Origin of the sequence: Virgisporangium ochraceum, from assembly GCF_016863655.1 — a bacterium.
Lineage (GTDB): Bacteria > Actinomycetota > Actinomycetes > Mycobacteriales > Micromonosporaceae > Virgisporangium > Virgisporangium ochraceum.
In genome coordinates, this window is record NZ_BOPH01000015.1 from 13440 (window position 1) to 26517 (window position 13078).

Consider the following 13078-nt stretch of genomic DNA (forward strand, 5'->3'; position numbering starts at 1 on the left):
ACTCGATGCGAAATGTGCCGATGCGCAGATGCTGTTACGGCGCGACCAACGGACCCACGTCAGCGCCGGGCAGGCCCAGCCGATCGGCCACGGCGAGCCGCAGGTCGCGCTGCACCGACGCCGGATCGCGATCCGCGTCGATCACCACGAACCGGTCCGCCTCCGGCAGCGACCGGTACGCCGCGTCGGCGGCGGCCAGGTATCCGAGGTCCTCGTGGTCGGTGCCGCGCTCCTCGACCCGGGTCCAGGCCCGGCCGGGCGGCACCGCCAGGAACACGGTGAGGTCGGGCTCCCGGAACAGCCCGTACAGCCGCCTGGCCCGGCGTTCCCGCCGGCTCGGGCCGTCGGGCGACGGCACCGTCGCGGCCATGCTGGCGTGCGCGCGGATGCTGGCGTACTGGCACCAGGAGTAGCGGTCCATCACCGCGATGTGACGGCGGAAGCGCGACCGCACCAGCGCCCGGGCGATCGCGAGCCAGCGGAGCACCGACTCCACGAACAGCATGCCGCCGACTCCGAGCAGCGCCTGGGCGTCGGGGCGACCGAAGAACTGCGCGAGCCGGCCGAACCAGCGTCGACCACCGGCGTTCTGCCAGTAGTCGGCCGAATACCCCGCCGCGGCGAGCCACGCGGCGAGCAGGTGGGCCTGGGTCGTCTTACCGGCGCCATCGACGCCGACAATTGCGACGACAGCGTGTAATCGGCCGGGGGACCCGTTCGTGGTCACCGATCAACGGTATCGCCGGGGCGCCACCCGCCGGATCCCGAAAAGGTGTCACCTGTTCGCCGACCAGCCAACCGCCGGCAACCCGGGCGGTTCAGACCGCCAGCCGCCAGTAGCCCCACGGGTTGTAGAACAGGTCGTCGTCGCGGTAGCGGCTGCAGGCCCGGTGCCGGAGCACCCGGCGCGGGCTGTCGGCCTGCAGGCCGAACGTGTCGCCGTCACGGATGCGCGCCGAGCCCCGGTCGATGAGGAGGTACCGGGCCAGGCCGTCCATCCACTCGAGGCCGCGGTCGTCGTCGGCGGCGGTGATCTCGACGTCGGCCTCGCCCATCAGGTGCATGCCGCAGCTGTAGTAGACGAGACCGCTCGACAGCGGCCGGCGGACGAACGCCGCGTACAACGGCGGCGCCTGGGTGGCCCGGTCGTTGGCGGACGCGGCCACCGAGGCGAGGTGCAGCCACCTGTCGCGGCCGTGCGCGATGCCGCTGCTCTCCGACTTGGCGGCGGTGCCGCCGTTCTGGAGCAGGGCCGCCACGACGCCGAGCATCCGGCGGGTCACCGCGAACGCCTCGTACGACGGCGTCGACGGTCCGAGGATGTAGGCCACCGTGCGGTGCTCCGCGACGGCGGACCGGTCGTCGTCGGTGAAGCTCGGCACCACCAGGTCGGCGGACACGTCGAACGCCTCGGACATTCGCGGATCGGGCTCCTGCTGCGAGTAGTCGGTGTCGAGGTCGAACCCCGGCCCACCGACCTCGGCGACGATCTCGGCGCACTTGTCGAGATCGAGGTCTGCCCCTACGACGCACATGACGTGCTGTGAGCTGAAGGTGTCGACCCCGCTGGTCATGGCGCGGACGGTAGCACGCCGGAACCCTCAGTGAGGTGGGGAAACAAACACCTAACCGAGGCGCGCGGCCGCCGCTCGCCCGATCTTCTCCGTCTCGGCCGCATCGACCCCCGGAATTCCGAAATGGATGAGAACGCTGACGACCGACCCTTTCCGGAGCAGAATCATGAACCCACTCAGAGTGACGTCCAAGTCGACGCTCCGTCCGTTGGCGTCGAGTTTCAGGGTCACGCTCTCGTCGCCCAGAGCGGGCATGTTCTCGGCCGGCGCGAGCCTGACGGTGAACGATCCCTGCTCGTCGGTCTCGGTGAACCCGTTGCACAGCGACGGCAGCTGCCGGAAGGCGCTCACCGCCGCCTCGACGGCGGCACGGTCTCCCGTGCTGAGCAGCACCTGCTGGAGGAACGGCCCGTAGTCGCCCTTGCCGAACTCGACGCGGGCCGACGCCGACGCCACCCTACTCAGGGCCGGCGCACTACCCCGGAGCTGCTCGAAGACGTCTGCACACGGCTCGACGGACCCGCCCTGCCCGCCGCCGGTCGGGCTGGGCGAGGCCTCCGGCGCGGCGGGCTGCACCGTGTAGCCGGTCGGCAGATCCTCTACGCGCAACAGCGCGGACGTGAGTTCGCCCTGCGTGAGGACGGCCGGACCGGCCCCTCGGGCCGCTCCATCGAATCGGGCGGCCGAACACCCGCCTCCGAGGGCCAAGGCGAGCGCCATCCCCCCGGCCACCAGTCCCACCCGCAGCGTAATCACATAAAAATACTACCTAAAGTGGGACAAAAACTACCGACGAACCGGTGGCGGCGCCGGGGTTCGGGGCCGCTGCGCCCCGAACCCCGCACGTACGACCTACGCGGGCACCAACCACATGGCCGAGAACGCGGCGGCCTCACCGGCCAGCCACCGCTCGACCTCGGCCGCCTGCCGGGAGTCGAGGGACGGCCGGTGCACGAGGCCGCGCCGCACGTCGACGATCACCGCCGACGCGTGGGGCAGCACCTGATCCATGTACCGCTCCATGAGGTGTGCGGTGGCGAGCAGGGCCTCCTCCGCCGGCGGCTCGGGGTCGAAGTAGAGCCGGACCGCCTCGGACCGGCCGTCGTCGTACCGCAGCGCCAACTGCGGGTTGATCTTCACTGGCAGTCCGCCGACGACGGCCAGCGCGTCACGCGATTGGGCGAGGTGCACCTGGGCCGGATCACCCAGTGAGTCCAAATAGGACAGTGCGCCGGGGAGCAGCGCTTCGTACAGCGGCCGCCAGCGCGGCTTGACGTCGTTGACGACCTGGGTGAGGTGGGTGCCCGGCGTGCGCCACTGGATGTCGGTCTTCAGCGCCTTGATCAGCGAACCGTGAGGATTGAAGCCGGATTGGCTGAGGCGTTGCCGCCGCAGACCACCCACGAACGAAGCCTTCGCCGGGCCGCTTCGACCCACGTAGCGGGCGAACGCGAGGAGGGTTGCGTAGGGGGCCGGAGACTCGGTGACGGGCATGTGCACTCCTTCTGCCGCAGCCCTTATTCGTACACACATTCTAATCGATGACCGCCACGATTGCGACGTCGATCGGTCACGGCTGGTTAGTCCCGCCACCTGACGGGTAGGCCGAAAGCCGCTGGTAGAACGAGGAGTCACGATGGCCTTGCGATCGAAGCGGAAGAACGAGCGACTCGCCGACGACCCGCTACAACCGGATCTTCCACCCGAACAGGAAATGCCCGACAAACCCACCGAACTGGGCGGCCGGGGCTGGTTCGGCACCCTCAAGCGCACCGTCCGGGAGTTCCAGGACGACAACCTCAGCGACTGGGCCGCCGCCCTCACCTACTACGGCGTCCTGTCGATCTTCCCCGGCATCATCGTGCTGCTGTCCGTGTTCAGCCTCGTGAGCGACGAGAACACCGCGGACCGCGCCGTCGACGAGGTCGCCCCCGACCGCTACGCGAACACGATCAAGTCCTTCATCGACGACCTGCAGGGCGCGCAGAGCTCCGCCGGCGCGATCGCGATCGTCGGTATCCTCGGCGCGCTCTGGTCGGCGTCCGGATACGTGGGCGCGTTCATGCGCGCGTCGAACGCGATCTACGACGTGCCCGAGGGCCGGCCGATATGGAAGACGATCCCCACCCGCCTCGCGGTCACCATCGCCACCGGCGTGCTGCTCGCGATCAGCGCCTTCATCGTGGTGTTCACCGGCGGCGTCGCCGAACGCGTCGGCGACCTGGTCGGGCTCGGCAAGGGCGCGGTGGTGACCTGGGACATCCTGAAGTGGCCGGTGCTGGTGGCCCTGGTGAGCCTGATGTTCGCGCTGTTGTACTGGGCGTCACCGAACGCCAAGCACGGCAGCTTCCGGTGGGTCTCGCCGGGCGGGGTGCTCGCGGTGTTCCTCTGGATCGTCGTGTCGGCCGGTTTCGCGTTCTACCTGGCCAACTTCGCCAACTACAACAAGACCTACGGGACGCTGGGCGGCGTCATCGCGTTCCTGGTCTGGCTCTACGTTTCCAACATCGCGGTACTCTTGGGCGCTGAGTTCGACGCGGAGCTGGAGCGCGGTCGTGCGATCGAGGCGGGTCACCCCGACGACGAAGAGCCGTTCGTGGAGCTCCGCGACACCCGGAAGGTGAAGAAAGGCCGAGACCAGGACCTGAGTTAGGCCGGCCCCGCAATGAGGCCAACAGTGAGGCCAAGAGTGGGGCCAACAGTCACGCTTTCCCGGCATGCCACACGCGGCGCCGGCTCTCCCCGGGGAGCCGGTGCCGGCGCGTGCCGCCAGACGGAAGGAACTGTGGTGGAGTTTTCGATCACAACCCGCCGGCTACCCGGAGGAGTGGTCGAGATCGTCCCGCACGGGGAGATCGACCTGGAGACCGCACCCGAGATCCGTGGAGCGGTCGACGCGGCTTTCGCCGCCGACGAACCCGCCCTGATCAGAGTCGACCTGAGCGACGTCACATTCGTCGACTCGGTGGGCATTAGCGCACTGGTCGGTGGCTATCACACCGCCGCCATCCGGGGCACCCGGCTCGTCGTCGCCGAGCCGAGCGAGTTCGTCTACAAGCAGCTGTTCATCTCGGGTGTGGTCGGCCTGTTCGGCTCGCCCCGTCCCCGGAAGCCGATCGGCGACAGCCCGGAGCCTGTCGGCTGACCCCCCAAGCCCTCGAAAGCGATGAGCCGCCCGCATTGTGTGCGGGCGGCTCATCGTTATCTTGAGCGACAGGGCTTCTTGAGCGGCAGGAGACTGGTCAGACCTGGAAGAGCGCGCCACCCTCGGCGCTGGTGCGGCAGCCGTTGCTGAAGGTCTCGGTGTAGCGGACGGTCTTGCCGTTCCACTTGCCGACGACCTTCACCTTCACCGGCGCGTACTCCATCGTGCACATGACGTCGGCCGGGGTTATGTCGGCCGGGTTGCCCTTGGCGGCGGAGAGAACGGCGCAGGCCTCGGCGGCCGCGGTGTGCGACCCGCCGACGGGGGCGCAGGTGAGCGTGGCGGAGCGAGCCGCGGCGTCGGCCGCCTTGACCGTGATGACCACCTTGCCAGCGGCGGGCGCAGCAGCGGCGGGCTGCGAGCTGAGCAGGATGCCGACGAAGGCGGCAGCGGCGGTGGTGGCGATGGCGATCAGGTTGCGACGCATTGGAAACTCCCCCGTGTGCTTGTGACGCTACATAGCGTGACTTGTCAGCACTCGGTTGGCAACCCGCTATCAACCGTTATGTCCGCTTCCCCTCATCAACCTGACCGAACGGATGACACCCGGTTGCTAGCTCGGGTCCATTCCGGCGTGGCCGCGCGGGCTCTCCGCCTCACGCGCCCCTTCCGGCCCGCCGCTCAGCTCGCTCGCGTAGGAGGTCGACTCGTGCTCGGTGGCGAAGTCGGCGTCGGGGTCGGGCTGCCCGTCGTCGGTGGTCTGGAACGGGGCCGGCCCGCCCGGGTGGTGCCCGTCCTCCGGGTTCAGTTTGCTCATGACGTACCGGATTGCCCGCGATTCGCCGGGGTAAACAGCGCGACATGAACCGGGGTGTGCTCTTCGACGTCGACGGAACCCTCGTCGACACCACTTACCTGCACGCCGTCTGCTGGTGGCGGGCATTGCGGCGGTACGACCACGACGTCCCGATGGCGCGCATCCACCGGGCGATCGGCATGGGCTCGGACAAGATCCTCGACGCGTTGCTGGGCGACGACCGCGACAAGAGCGACGACGACGACCTCCGAACCGGACACTCGGCGCTCTACGCCCAGTTCTGGGACTCGCTGCGTCCACAGCCCGGCGCCGTCGAGCTCGTGCGTGCGTGCGCGAAGCGGGGCCTCACCGTCGGGCTCGCGTCGTCAGCGGCGCCGCCCGAGTTCGCGGCGTTGCGTCGGGCGTTGAACGTGGACGACGTGGTGGCCGGCGCCACCAACGCGGGCGACGCCGAGGAGAGCAAGCCCGACCCCGACATCGTGCAGGCCGCGCTCGACCGCACCGGCCTGTCGGCCGAGAACGTCGTGTTCGTCGGCGACGCGGTCTGGGACGTGTACGCCGCCGCGAACCTGTCGATCCCATGCATCGGCGTGACGTGCGGCGGAATCAGCGCCACGGAACTGCGTGACGCCGGCGCGACGGCCGTTTTCGCCGACCCGGCCGAGCTGCTGGAGAACCTCGTCGCCTCACTCGGCGACAAATCAACCATTTTCGGCAGGCTCAGTCGAGAGTGAGCGGCTCCGGGTACTTCAGCGCTCGGCGCGTCGCTTCGTCGAGATCCCACGGCGTGTGGACGGCCTTGCCCGGCACGTCGGCCAGCTCCGGCACGTACCGGCGCACGTAGTCGCCGTCCGGGTCGAAGCGCAGCCCCTGGCGGATCGGGTTGAACCGGCGGTAGGGCCGGGTGTCGTTGCCGGTGCCCGCCACCCACTGCCAGTTGCCGTAGTTGTTAGCGACGTCGGCGTCGAGCAGGTGGTGCATGAACACGGCCGCACCGCTGCGCCAATCGACGCCGAGGTGCTTGGTGAGATAGGACGCGGTGACGAGGCGGGCCCGGTTGTGCATCCATCCCTCGTCGACGAGCTGCCGCATCCCGGCGTCGACAATGGGCACTCCGGTGTGGCCGGACTCCCAGGCCTCCAGCGCGTTCCGGTCCTTCTTCCACGTGTCGTCGGCGCCCGGGCGGTACGCCTTCGTGCGCAGGTCCGGGAACGCGGCGAGCACCTGCGCGTAGAAGTCGCGCCAGCACAGCTGACGCACGAACGGCTCCGCACCGTCCCTTGTGGACGCTGCCGTCGCCAGGTCGAGCGGCGACACGCATCCGAAGTGGAGGTACGGGCTCAGCCGCGACGTGCCGTCACCCGGCAGGTCGTTGTGGATGTCGTCGTAGTCACCGACCGAACCCAGCCAGGCCTTGACCCGCTTGCGGCCGGCGGTCTCCCCGCCGGCCGCGAAGCCGCTACCGGCAGCGGGTTCCGGCAACCTGCCCGGGTCGATTCCCGCCGGTAGAACGACTTTCCGCGGCGCGGCGACGACGTCGCGGTGCGGGGCCGCCTGCCACGCCCGCCAGTACGGGGTGAACACCTTGTAGTGGCCGCCGCCGCCCGTGCGCACGTCGCCCGCCGGCACCACGGTGGCGCCGGGGAACAGCTTCACCGACCGGCGTCCGGCACCTTCGACCAGGCGCCGCTCGCGTCGGTGTGCGTACGGGCTGGCGTCGGCGGCCAGCGCGATCCCGTCGGCGTCCACTTCGGACGCCACCTTCAGCGTCTCCTCGACCGGGTCGCCTTCGCGGACCACGAGGTCGCCGCCCTTGCCGCGCAACGACTCCCGGAGGTCGGCGAGCGACTCGAGGAGAAACCGTTGCCGGTTGGGCGAACTGGGTGCCGACGGGTCGAGCACGAACAACGGCACCACCTTCGCCGCCGTCCGGCACGCCTCGTGCAGGGCGGGGTTGTCGTGCACCCGGAGGTCGCGGGTGAACAGTACGACGGCAGTGTCCATTGTGGATTGTCCTTAGAGGAGAGCCGCCAACGCGGCGGCGATGGGTGTGCGGCCCGGGTCGGCCGGGCGGCCCGGCACCGAGACCGGGCGGCCGGACCGCGTGGCGAAGCACCGCGCGGCGGTGAGCAGCCGCTTGCGCTTCGGCACCACGGCCCGACGGGTGAACACGTCGTAGTCCTGCTGCTCGATCTCGGTGAGGATCGCGCCGTAGACGCAGTACGCCGCCCGGATGCACGACTGCGACGAGCGCTCCAGCATCGTGATTCCCGGTGCGGCGGCGGCGTAGTGCAGGCGGGCCCGCTGCACCTCGAACGCGACCAGTTCCTTGATCGACGGGGTGGCCCGCCCCGACGCGGCCGCCGCCTCGAGGTCGGCCGGCGTGAGCCCGAACCGCTCCAGGTCGGCGAGCGGCAGGTAGATCCGGCCACGGTCGAGGTCCTCGCCGACGTCCCGGATGAAGTTCGTCAGCTGGAAGGCGAGCCCGAGTTCGCGGGCCGGCTCGCGCGCCGCCGCCGGATCGGCCGAGCCGAGGATCGGCAGCATCATCGTGCCGATCACCGCCGCCGAACCCTCCATATAGGACAGGAGGTCGTCGTAGGTGCGGTACCGGGTGACCGTGAGGTCCATCGACATGCTGCGCAGGAATGCGTCGAAATCAGCGAGGTCGATGTCGAACTTCCGCACCGTGTCGAGCACCGCGGGCAGCAGCGGGTCGTCGATCGACGCACCGCCGAGGCCGGCGAGGAACTGCGCCGACCAGGCGTCCAGCCGGGCGGCGCGCTCGGCGGGGGTCAGGTCGGCGCCGGTGTCGACGATGTCGTCGGCGTACCTGGTGAAGCCGTACAAGGCGTGCACGTGGGGCCGTTTCCACGCGGGCAGCAGCTTCGTCGCCAGGTAGTACGTACGGCCATGCGCCCGGTGCAGTTCTCGGCAGCGGGCATAAGCGCTGGTCAAGGGGTCCACCGCAGCTCCAATCGACGCGTCAATCGACGCATCCGCCAATCTACGTTACGCTCGACCGAGGGACCAGCCGAGCCGTCGAAACTTCATTCGGTCGGGAGAGCGGGTCCAGATGCGGACGGACACACAAGTGCGAACGGTGAGCGGCCCGACCGGCCGCGTGGTGATCGTCGGAGCCGGTCTCGGCGGGCTCGCGTGTGCGTTGCGGCTGGCCGGAGCCGGTCGCGAGGTCACCGTGGTCGAGCGCGAGGCACACCCCGGTGGACGGGCCGGAAGGCTCGGACTCGCCGGGTTCGAGTTCGACACCGGCCCCACCGTCCTCACCATGCCCGACCTTCTCGCCGAGACCCTCGCAGCGGTCGGCGAGAGCCTCGACGACTGGCTCGAGCTCGAACGCGTCGATCCGGCGTACCTCGCGCACTACCCCGACGGATCAACTCTCAACGTGATCGCCGACCCGGATCGCATGGCGGCGGAGATCGCCCGGGTCTGCGACCAGCGCGAGGCCGACGGTTACCTGCGCTTCGTGGAGTGGGCCCGCCGGCTGTGGCAGCTCGAACGCGCCGACTTCATCGACCGCAACCTCGACTCCCCGCGCGACCTGGTCACCGCGAACCTGCTGCGGCTGCTCGCCGCGGGCGGGTTCGGCCGGCTGCAGCCGAAGATCAACAGCTTTTTCCGGGACCCGCGCACGCGCCGGATCTTCTCGTTCCAGGCCATGTACGCGGGGCTGGCACCACACGACGCCCTCGCCCTCTACGCCGTCATCGCCTACCTCGACTCGGTGGCGGGCGTCTTCTTCCCGAAGGGCGGCATCCACGCCGTCGCGCGGGGGCTGGCCGGCGCGGCCGAGAAGCACGGCGTCGTGTTCCGATACGGCACCACGGTGTCGCGCGTCGAGACGCGCAACGGCCGGGCCACCGGGGTCCTCACCTCCGGTGGCGAGCGCATCGCCGCCGACACCGTGGTGCTCAACCCCGACCTTCCGGTCGCCTACGAGAGCCTGCTCGACGCGAAGCCGCCGCGGCTGCGGTACTCGCCGTCGTGCGTGGTGCTGCACGTCGGTTCCCGGCAGGCGTACAGCCGCATCGCGCACCACAACATCCACTTTGGACGGTCGTGGCGCGGCACCTTCGACGAGGTCATCAACCGCGGCGAGCTGATGAGCGACCCGTCGATCCTGGTGACCAACCCGAGCCGCACCGACCCGTCGGTGGCGCCGCCGGGGAAGCAGACGTACTACGTGCTCGCACCGGTGCCGAACCTCGCCGTCGCCGACTTCGACTGGCGTGGCGGCCTGGCGGAGCGTTACCGGGACGAGCTCGTCGAGACGCTGGAGCGGCGCGGCTACGTCGGTTTCGGCGACGGCATCGAGGTGAGCCACATGGTCACGCCGGCCGACTGGGCCGACCAGGGAATGGCCGCCGGCACCCCGTTCGCGGCCGCGCACTCGTTGTTCCAGACCGGACCGTTCCGGCCCTCGAACCTCCACCCTGGACTGTCCAATGCGGTCTTCGTGGGCTCGGGAACGACGCCTGGGGTCGGTGTACCCATGGTCATCATCTCGGGCCGCCTGGCGGCACAGAGAATCACGGGAGCTGTCGATGACTGACCGCGAGGCACACCTCGTCGAGCTCGTCGACGAGGCGGGCACGGCCACCGGGTCGGCGACGGTCACGGCCGCCCACGCCGGTGCGGGTCAGCTGCACCGGGCGTTCTCGGTGCTGATCGTCGACGGCGGCGGACGGTTCCTGCTGCAGCGGCGGGCCGCGGTGAAGACGCGGTTCGCGGGTCGCTGGGGCAACGCCTGCTGCGGACACCCGGCCCCGGGCGAGGACCTGTGCTCCTCGGCCGAGCGCCGGCTGGCCGAGGAGCTGGGGCTGCGGTCGGTGCCGCTGACGCCCGTGGGCGTCCACCGGTACCGGGCCGACGACCCCGAAACCGGACGGGTCGAGCACGAGTACGACCACGTCCTCGTCGGCCGGGCACCCGCCGACGCGTCGATTCAGCCAGATCCGACCGAGGTCAGCGAGGTGCGCTGGATCGACGTCGACGAGCTGCGCGCCGGTCTCGACTCGGCGTCGCCGGAGTACGTGCCGTGGCTCGCCGGTGTGGTCGGTGTCTGGCTCTCTGCGGAAAGACCAGCGGAGAGATCCCGTGAACGATGAAGGACTGACCGCCGGCGCCGTGGCGCGGCGACTGGGCGTCGCCGTCACCACGTTGCGCACGTGGCACCAGCGGTACGACCTCGGACCCAGCTCGCACGAGCCGGGCAAGCACCGCAGGTACACCGCCGAAGACGTGGCACGGCTCGAGCTCATGCAGCGGCTGACCGCTGACGGGGTCCCCTCCGGCGAAGCCGCCCGGTGGGTCCGGACCCGCAACATCGCGACGGCGCTGACCACGCGTTCCCACGCCAACGGCCACGCGGTGACGAGCCGCAACGGAAACGGCCACCCCGCGCTCGACGGCGCCCGTGACGGCACCCGCGACGGTGGCGGCCACAACCTTCCCCTTGGACCCGCATCGCCGGCCGCCCGCGGCCTCGGACGGGCGGCGATGCGGCTCGACGCCGAGTCGGTACGGCAGATCGCGGCCGACGCGGTGCGGCACCTCGGCGTGGTCGGCGCCTGGGACTCGGTGCTGCGGCCGGTGCTCGCCGCGATCGGCGAACGGCACGCCCGCACCGGCGGCCTGATCGAGGTCGAGCACCTGGTGTCGGGGTTGATCTCCGACGTGCTCGGCGCGGTGGCCCGTCCCCATGGCAACGGCCGCGGCCGGGTGCTGCTGGCGTGCACCGACGAGGAGCAGCACAGCCTGCCGCTGGAGGCGCTGTCGGCGGCCCTGGCCCAGGCGAACGTCCTGTGCCGGCTGCTCGGCGCGCGGGTGCCGCTGCCGGCGCTGCGGGCCGCGGTGCGGCGTACCGGGCCGGCGGCCGTGCTGCTGTGGTCGCACCACCGACGCACCGCCGACCCGGAGCAGCTGACCGCTTTGTCCGGCGACCGGACGCGTCCCCTGCTGCTGGCCGCCGCCGGGCCGGGCTGGGACCTGGCGACCCTGCCACCCGGCGTCGCGACCCCGCGGACGCTGCGTGAGGCCGTCGAACTGCTGCGCGCGGCTGTCTGACTGTCGCGTTTGCGCACCTCCCGGCTTTGTGCCACTGCTGTCGCGGCTTGAACCGTGAACCTCTCGCGTCTCGTTTAGTTGAGCCACCTCGCACCACGGCTCACCTTTTCGGAGTACGCAATGAACCGCTACAGGATCGCCTCGATCGTCGTCGCCATCGCCGCCGCCGGTGCGTTCCTCGCGGGTTGCAACGGCTCCTCCGGTGAGCCCCGCACCACGTGGAACGCGGCGCCTGCCGCCTCGTCGTCCTCGGCCCCGGCCGGCGGAACCGGCGGCGGCGAGCCGGTGTCGGCACTGGCCGCGGCGCGCTCGGACGCCTCGGGCGTCGCCGGCGTGCAGGCCACCACGGAGTCCTCCGGTGTGGCGCTCACGTTCGACGACGGTCCCGACCCGAACTGGACGCCGAAGATGCTGGCGCTGCTCAAGAAGCACGACGTGAGGGCGACGTTCTGCCTCGTGGGCGTGCAGGTCCAGCAGTTCCCGCAGCTCGTGCGCGACATCGTGGCCGACGGGCACACGCTGTGCAACCACACCTGGAAGCACGACACCAAGCTGGGCACCCGCAGCGAGGACGCCATCCGCGCCGACATCAAGCGCACCCAGGACGCGATCCAGGCCGCCGCGCCGGGCTCGTCGGTGAAGTTCTTCCGCCACCCCGGCGGCATGTGGACCCCCCGCGCCGTGAAGGTCGCCTCCGACCTGGGCCTGACCTCGATCGGCTGGGACGTGGACCCGATGGACTGGAACATCGCCAAGTACCCGGCCGGCAACCCGATGCGCGACCACATCCTGGAGGTCGTGCGCGCCAAGACCCAGGCCGGCTCGATCGTCCTGTCGCACGACGCCGGCGGTGACCGGTCGGGAACGCTCGCCGCGTACGAGATCCTTCTGCCGGAGCTGAAGAAGAACTTCCAGCTCACCGCGCTGTAGGTAACCCGTTTGGCGCGGGGTGAGGGGGTGCCGTATGCTTTGCAGGCCTCCGGCGGGGCCGGGTGAGGGCACGGTCGTCACCTCACACGATGTGCAAGACTGTGTGAGACACGACGGGGCCCCCATCGTCTAGTGGCCCAGGACGCCGCCCTTTCAAGGCGGTAGCACGGGTTCGAATCCCGTTGGGGGTACGCAGTAAGGTATGCGGTAGCAAGGTCCTGTGGAGCAGTTGGAGTGCTCGCCGCCCTGTCAAGGCGGAGGTCGCGGGTTCAAGTCCCGTCAGGACCGCTCTTCTTTTGAAGAACGGCTTTACTTGGGCAGGTAGCTCAGTCGGTACGAGCGTCCGCCTGAAAAGCGGAAGGTCGGCGGTTCGACCCCGCCCCTGCCCACCGAAGCTCTCGCCGGGCTTTGCAGCGGCCACCAGCGGAAACGTGGGTGGCCGCTTTGCTGTCCAATGGCTCCAGCACCCCTTTTCCGTCTAGCAATGGCCGTCGCCGGGCAGCGGACGGTCGTTGCCGGTCG

At 70.2% G+C, this 13078-nt stretch carries 15 protein-coding genes and 3 tRNA genes; 10 read left to right on the plus strand and 8 right to left on the minus strand.

What is annotated here, in order from left to right:
• Nucleotides 1-34 precede the first annotated feature (34 nt).
• The 4 genes from Voc01_RS04780 to Voc01_RS04795 all read right to left on the minus strand — a co-directional run bounded on the left by Voc01_RS04780 (nucleotide 35) and on the right by Voc01_RS04795 (nucleotide 3074).
• Entirely contained in the window at nucleotides 35-727 is a 693-nt protein-coding gene (locus Voc01_RS04780; protein WP_203926028.1) for a dTMP kinase, read from the minus strand.
• A 91-nt stretch (nucleotides 728-818) separates the two neighbouring features.
• Complete coding sequence (locus tag Voc01_RS04785; protein WP_203926029.1) at nucleotides 819-1574, minus strand: hypothetical protein; 756 nt, start codon at nucleotides 1572-1574, stop codon at nucleotides 819-821.
• Nucleotides 1575-1625: 51 nt separating this feature from the next.
• Nucleotides 1626-2315, minus strand: coding sequence for a hypothetical protein (locus tag Voc01_RS04790; protein ID WP_203926030.1), 690 nt, complete (start codon nucleotides 2313-2315; stop codon nucleotides 1626-1628).
• A 111-nt stretch (nucleotides 2316-2426) separates the two neighbouring features.
• A complete protein-coding gene (locus tag Voc01_RS04795; RefSeq protein WP_373873784.1) occupies nucleotides 2427-3074 on the minus strand; it encodes a hypothetical protein in 648 nt (215 codons plus the stop codon).
• Between the two features lie 136 nt (nucleotides 3075-3210).
• Here Voc01_RS04795 and Voc01_RS04800 point away from each other — a divergent pair, with 136 nt between their 5' ends.
• A complete protein-coding gene (locus tag Voc01_RS04800; protein WP_203926032.1) occupies nucleotides 3211-4227 on the plus strand; it encodes a YihY/virulence factor BrkB family protein in 1017 nt (338 codons plus the stop codon).
• Nucleotides 4228-4362: 135 nt separating this feature from the next.
• A complete protein-coding gene (locus tag Voc01_RS04805) occupies nucleotides 4363-4719 on the plus strand; it encodes an STAS domain-containing protein (protein ID WP_239159954.1) in 357 nt (118 codons plus the stop codon).
• A gap of 97 nt (nucleotides 4720-4816) precedes the next feature.
• Here the strand turns inward: Voc01_RS04805 and Voc01_RS04810 are convergent, their stop codons facing one another.
• Together Voc01_RS04810 and Voc01_RS04815 are read right to left on the minus strand one after the other, a co-directional pair.
• Nucleotides 4817-5206: an SSI family serine proteinase inhibitor gene (locus tag Voc01_RS04810; protein ID WP_203926034.1), complete on the minus strand. Its 390-nt coding sequence runs from the start codon at nucleotides 5204-5206 to the stop codon at nucleotides 4817-4819.
• Between the two features lie 126 nt (nucleotides 5207-5332).
• The gene (locus Voc01_RS04815) at nucleotides 5333-5536 is read right to left on the minus strand and encodes a hypothetical protein (protein ID WP_203926035.1); all 204 of its coding nucleotides are present in this window, start codon (nucleotides 5534-5536) and stop codon (nucleotides 5333-5335) included.
• 44 nt (nucleotides 5537-5580) lie between these two features.
• On the opposite strand from Voc01_RS04815, the gene Voc01_RS04820 reads away from it, so the two are divergent.
• Nucleotides 5581-6270 (plus strand): HAD family hydrolase, encoded by a 690-nt coding sequence (locus tag Voc01_RS04820; protein WP_203926036.1) that lies wholly within the window; start codon nucleotides 5581-5583, stop codon nucleotides 6268-6270.
• On the opposite strand, the gene Voc01_RS04825 is transcribed toward Voc01_RS04820, so the two are convergent.
• The gene (locus tag Voc01_RS04825) at nucleotides 6257-7540 is read right to left on the minus strand and encodes a cryptochrome/photolyase family protein (protein ID WP_203926037.1); all 1284 of its coding nucleotides are present in this window, start codon (nucleotides 7538-7540) and stop codon (nucleotides 6257-6259) included. The two genes, Voc01_RS04820 and Voc01_RS04825, sit on opposite strands and share 14 nt — an antisense overlap.
• Nucleotides 7541-7552: 12 nt before the next feature.
• Nucleotides 7553-8503, minus strand: a complete 951-nt coding sequence (locus Voc01_RS04830) for a phytoene/squalene synthase family protein (RefSeq protein ID WP_203926038.1) — start codon at nucleotides 8501-8503, stop codon at nucleotides 7553-7555.
• Nucleotides 8504-8630: 127 nt separating this feature from the next.
• Here Voc01_RS04830 and crtI point away from each other — a divergent pair, with 127 nt between their 5' ends.
• The 7 genes from crtI (at nucleotide 8631) to Voc01_RS04865 (ending at nucleotide 12945) form a co-directional block, all read left to right on the plus strand.
• Nucleotides 8631-10112: a phytoene desaturase family protein gene (crtI, locus tag Voc01_RS04835; RefSeq protein WP_203926039.1), complete on the plus strand. Its 1482-nt coding sequence runs from the start codon at nucleotides 8631-8633 to the stop codon at nucleotides 10110-10112.
• The gene (gene idi / locus Voc01_RS04840; RefSeq protein ID WP_203926040.1) at nucleotides 10105-10668 is read left to right on the plus strand and encodes an isopentenyl-diphosphate Delta-isomerase; all 564 of its coding nucleotides are present in this window, start codon (nucleotides 10105-10107) and stop codon (nucleotides 10666-10668) included. The genes crtI and idi overlap by 8 nt, the downstream gene beginning before the upstream one ends.
• Nucleotides 10658-11626 (plus strand): MerR family transcriptional regulator, encoded by a 969-nt coding sequence (locus tag Voc01_RS04845; RefSeq protein ID WP_203926041.1) that lies wholly within the window; start codon nucleotides 10658-10660, stop codon nucleotides 11624-11626. Before idi ends, Voc01_RS04845 begins: the two co-directional genes overlap by 11 nt.
• A gap of 120 nt (nucleotides 11627-11746) precedes the next feature.
• Complete coding sequence (locus Voc01_RS04850) at nucleotides 11747-12556, plus strand: polysaccharide deacetylase family protein (protein WP_203926042.1); 810 nt, start codon at nucleotides 11747-11749, stop codon at nucleotides 12554-12556.
• A 118-nt stretch (nucleotides 12557-12674) separates the two neighbouring features.
• Nucleotides 12675-12747: transfer RNA gene (locus Voc01_RS04855), tRNA-Glu, on the plus strand.
• Nucleotides 12748-12770: 23 nt separating this feature from the next.
• Nucleotides 12771-12844: transfer RNA gene (locus Voc01_RS04860), tRNA-Asp, on the plus strand.
• A 27-nt stretch (nucleotides 12845-12871) separates the two neighbouring features.
• Nucleotides 12872-12945: transfer RNA gene (locus Voc01_RS04865), tRNA-Phe, on the plus strand.
• Nucleotides 12946-13078: the final 133 nt, after the last annotated feature.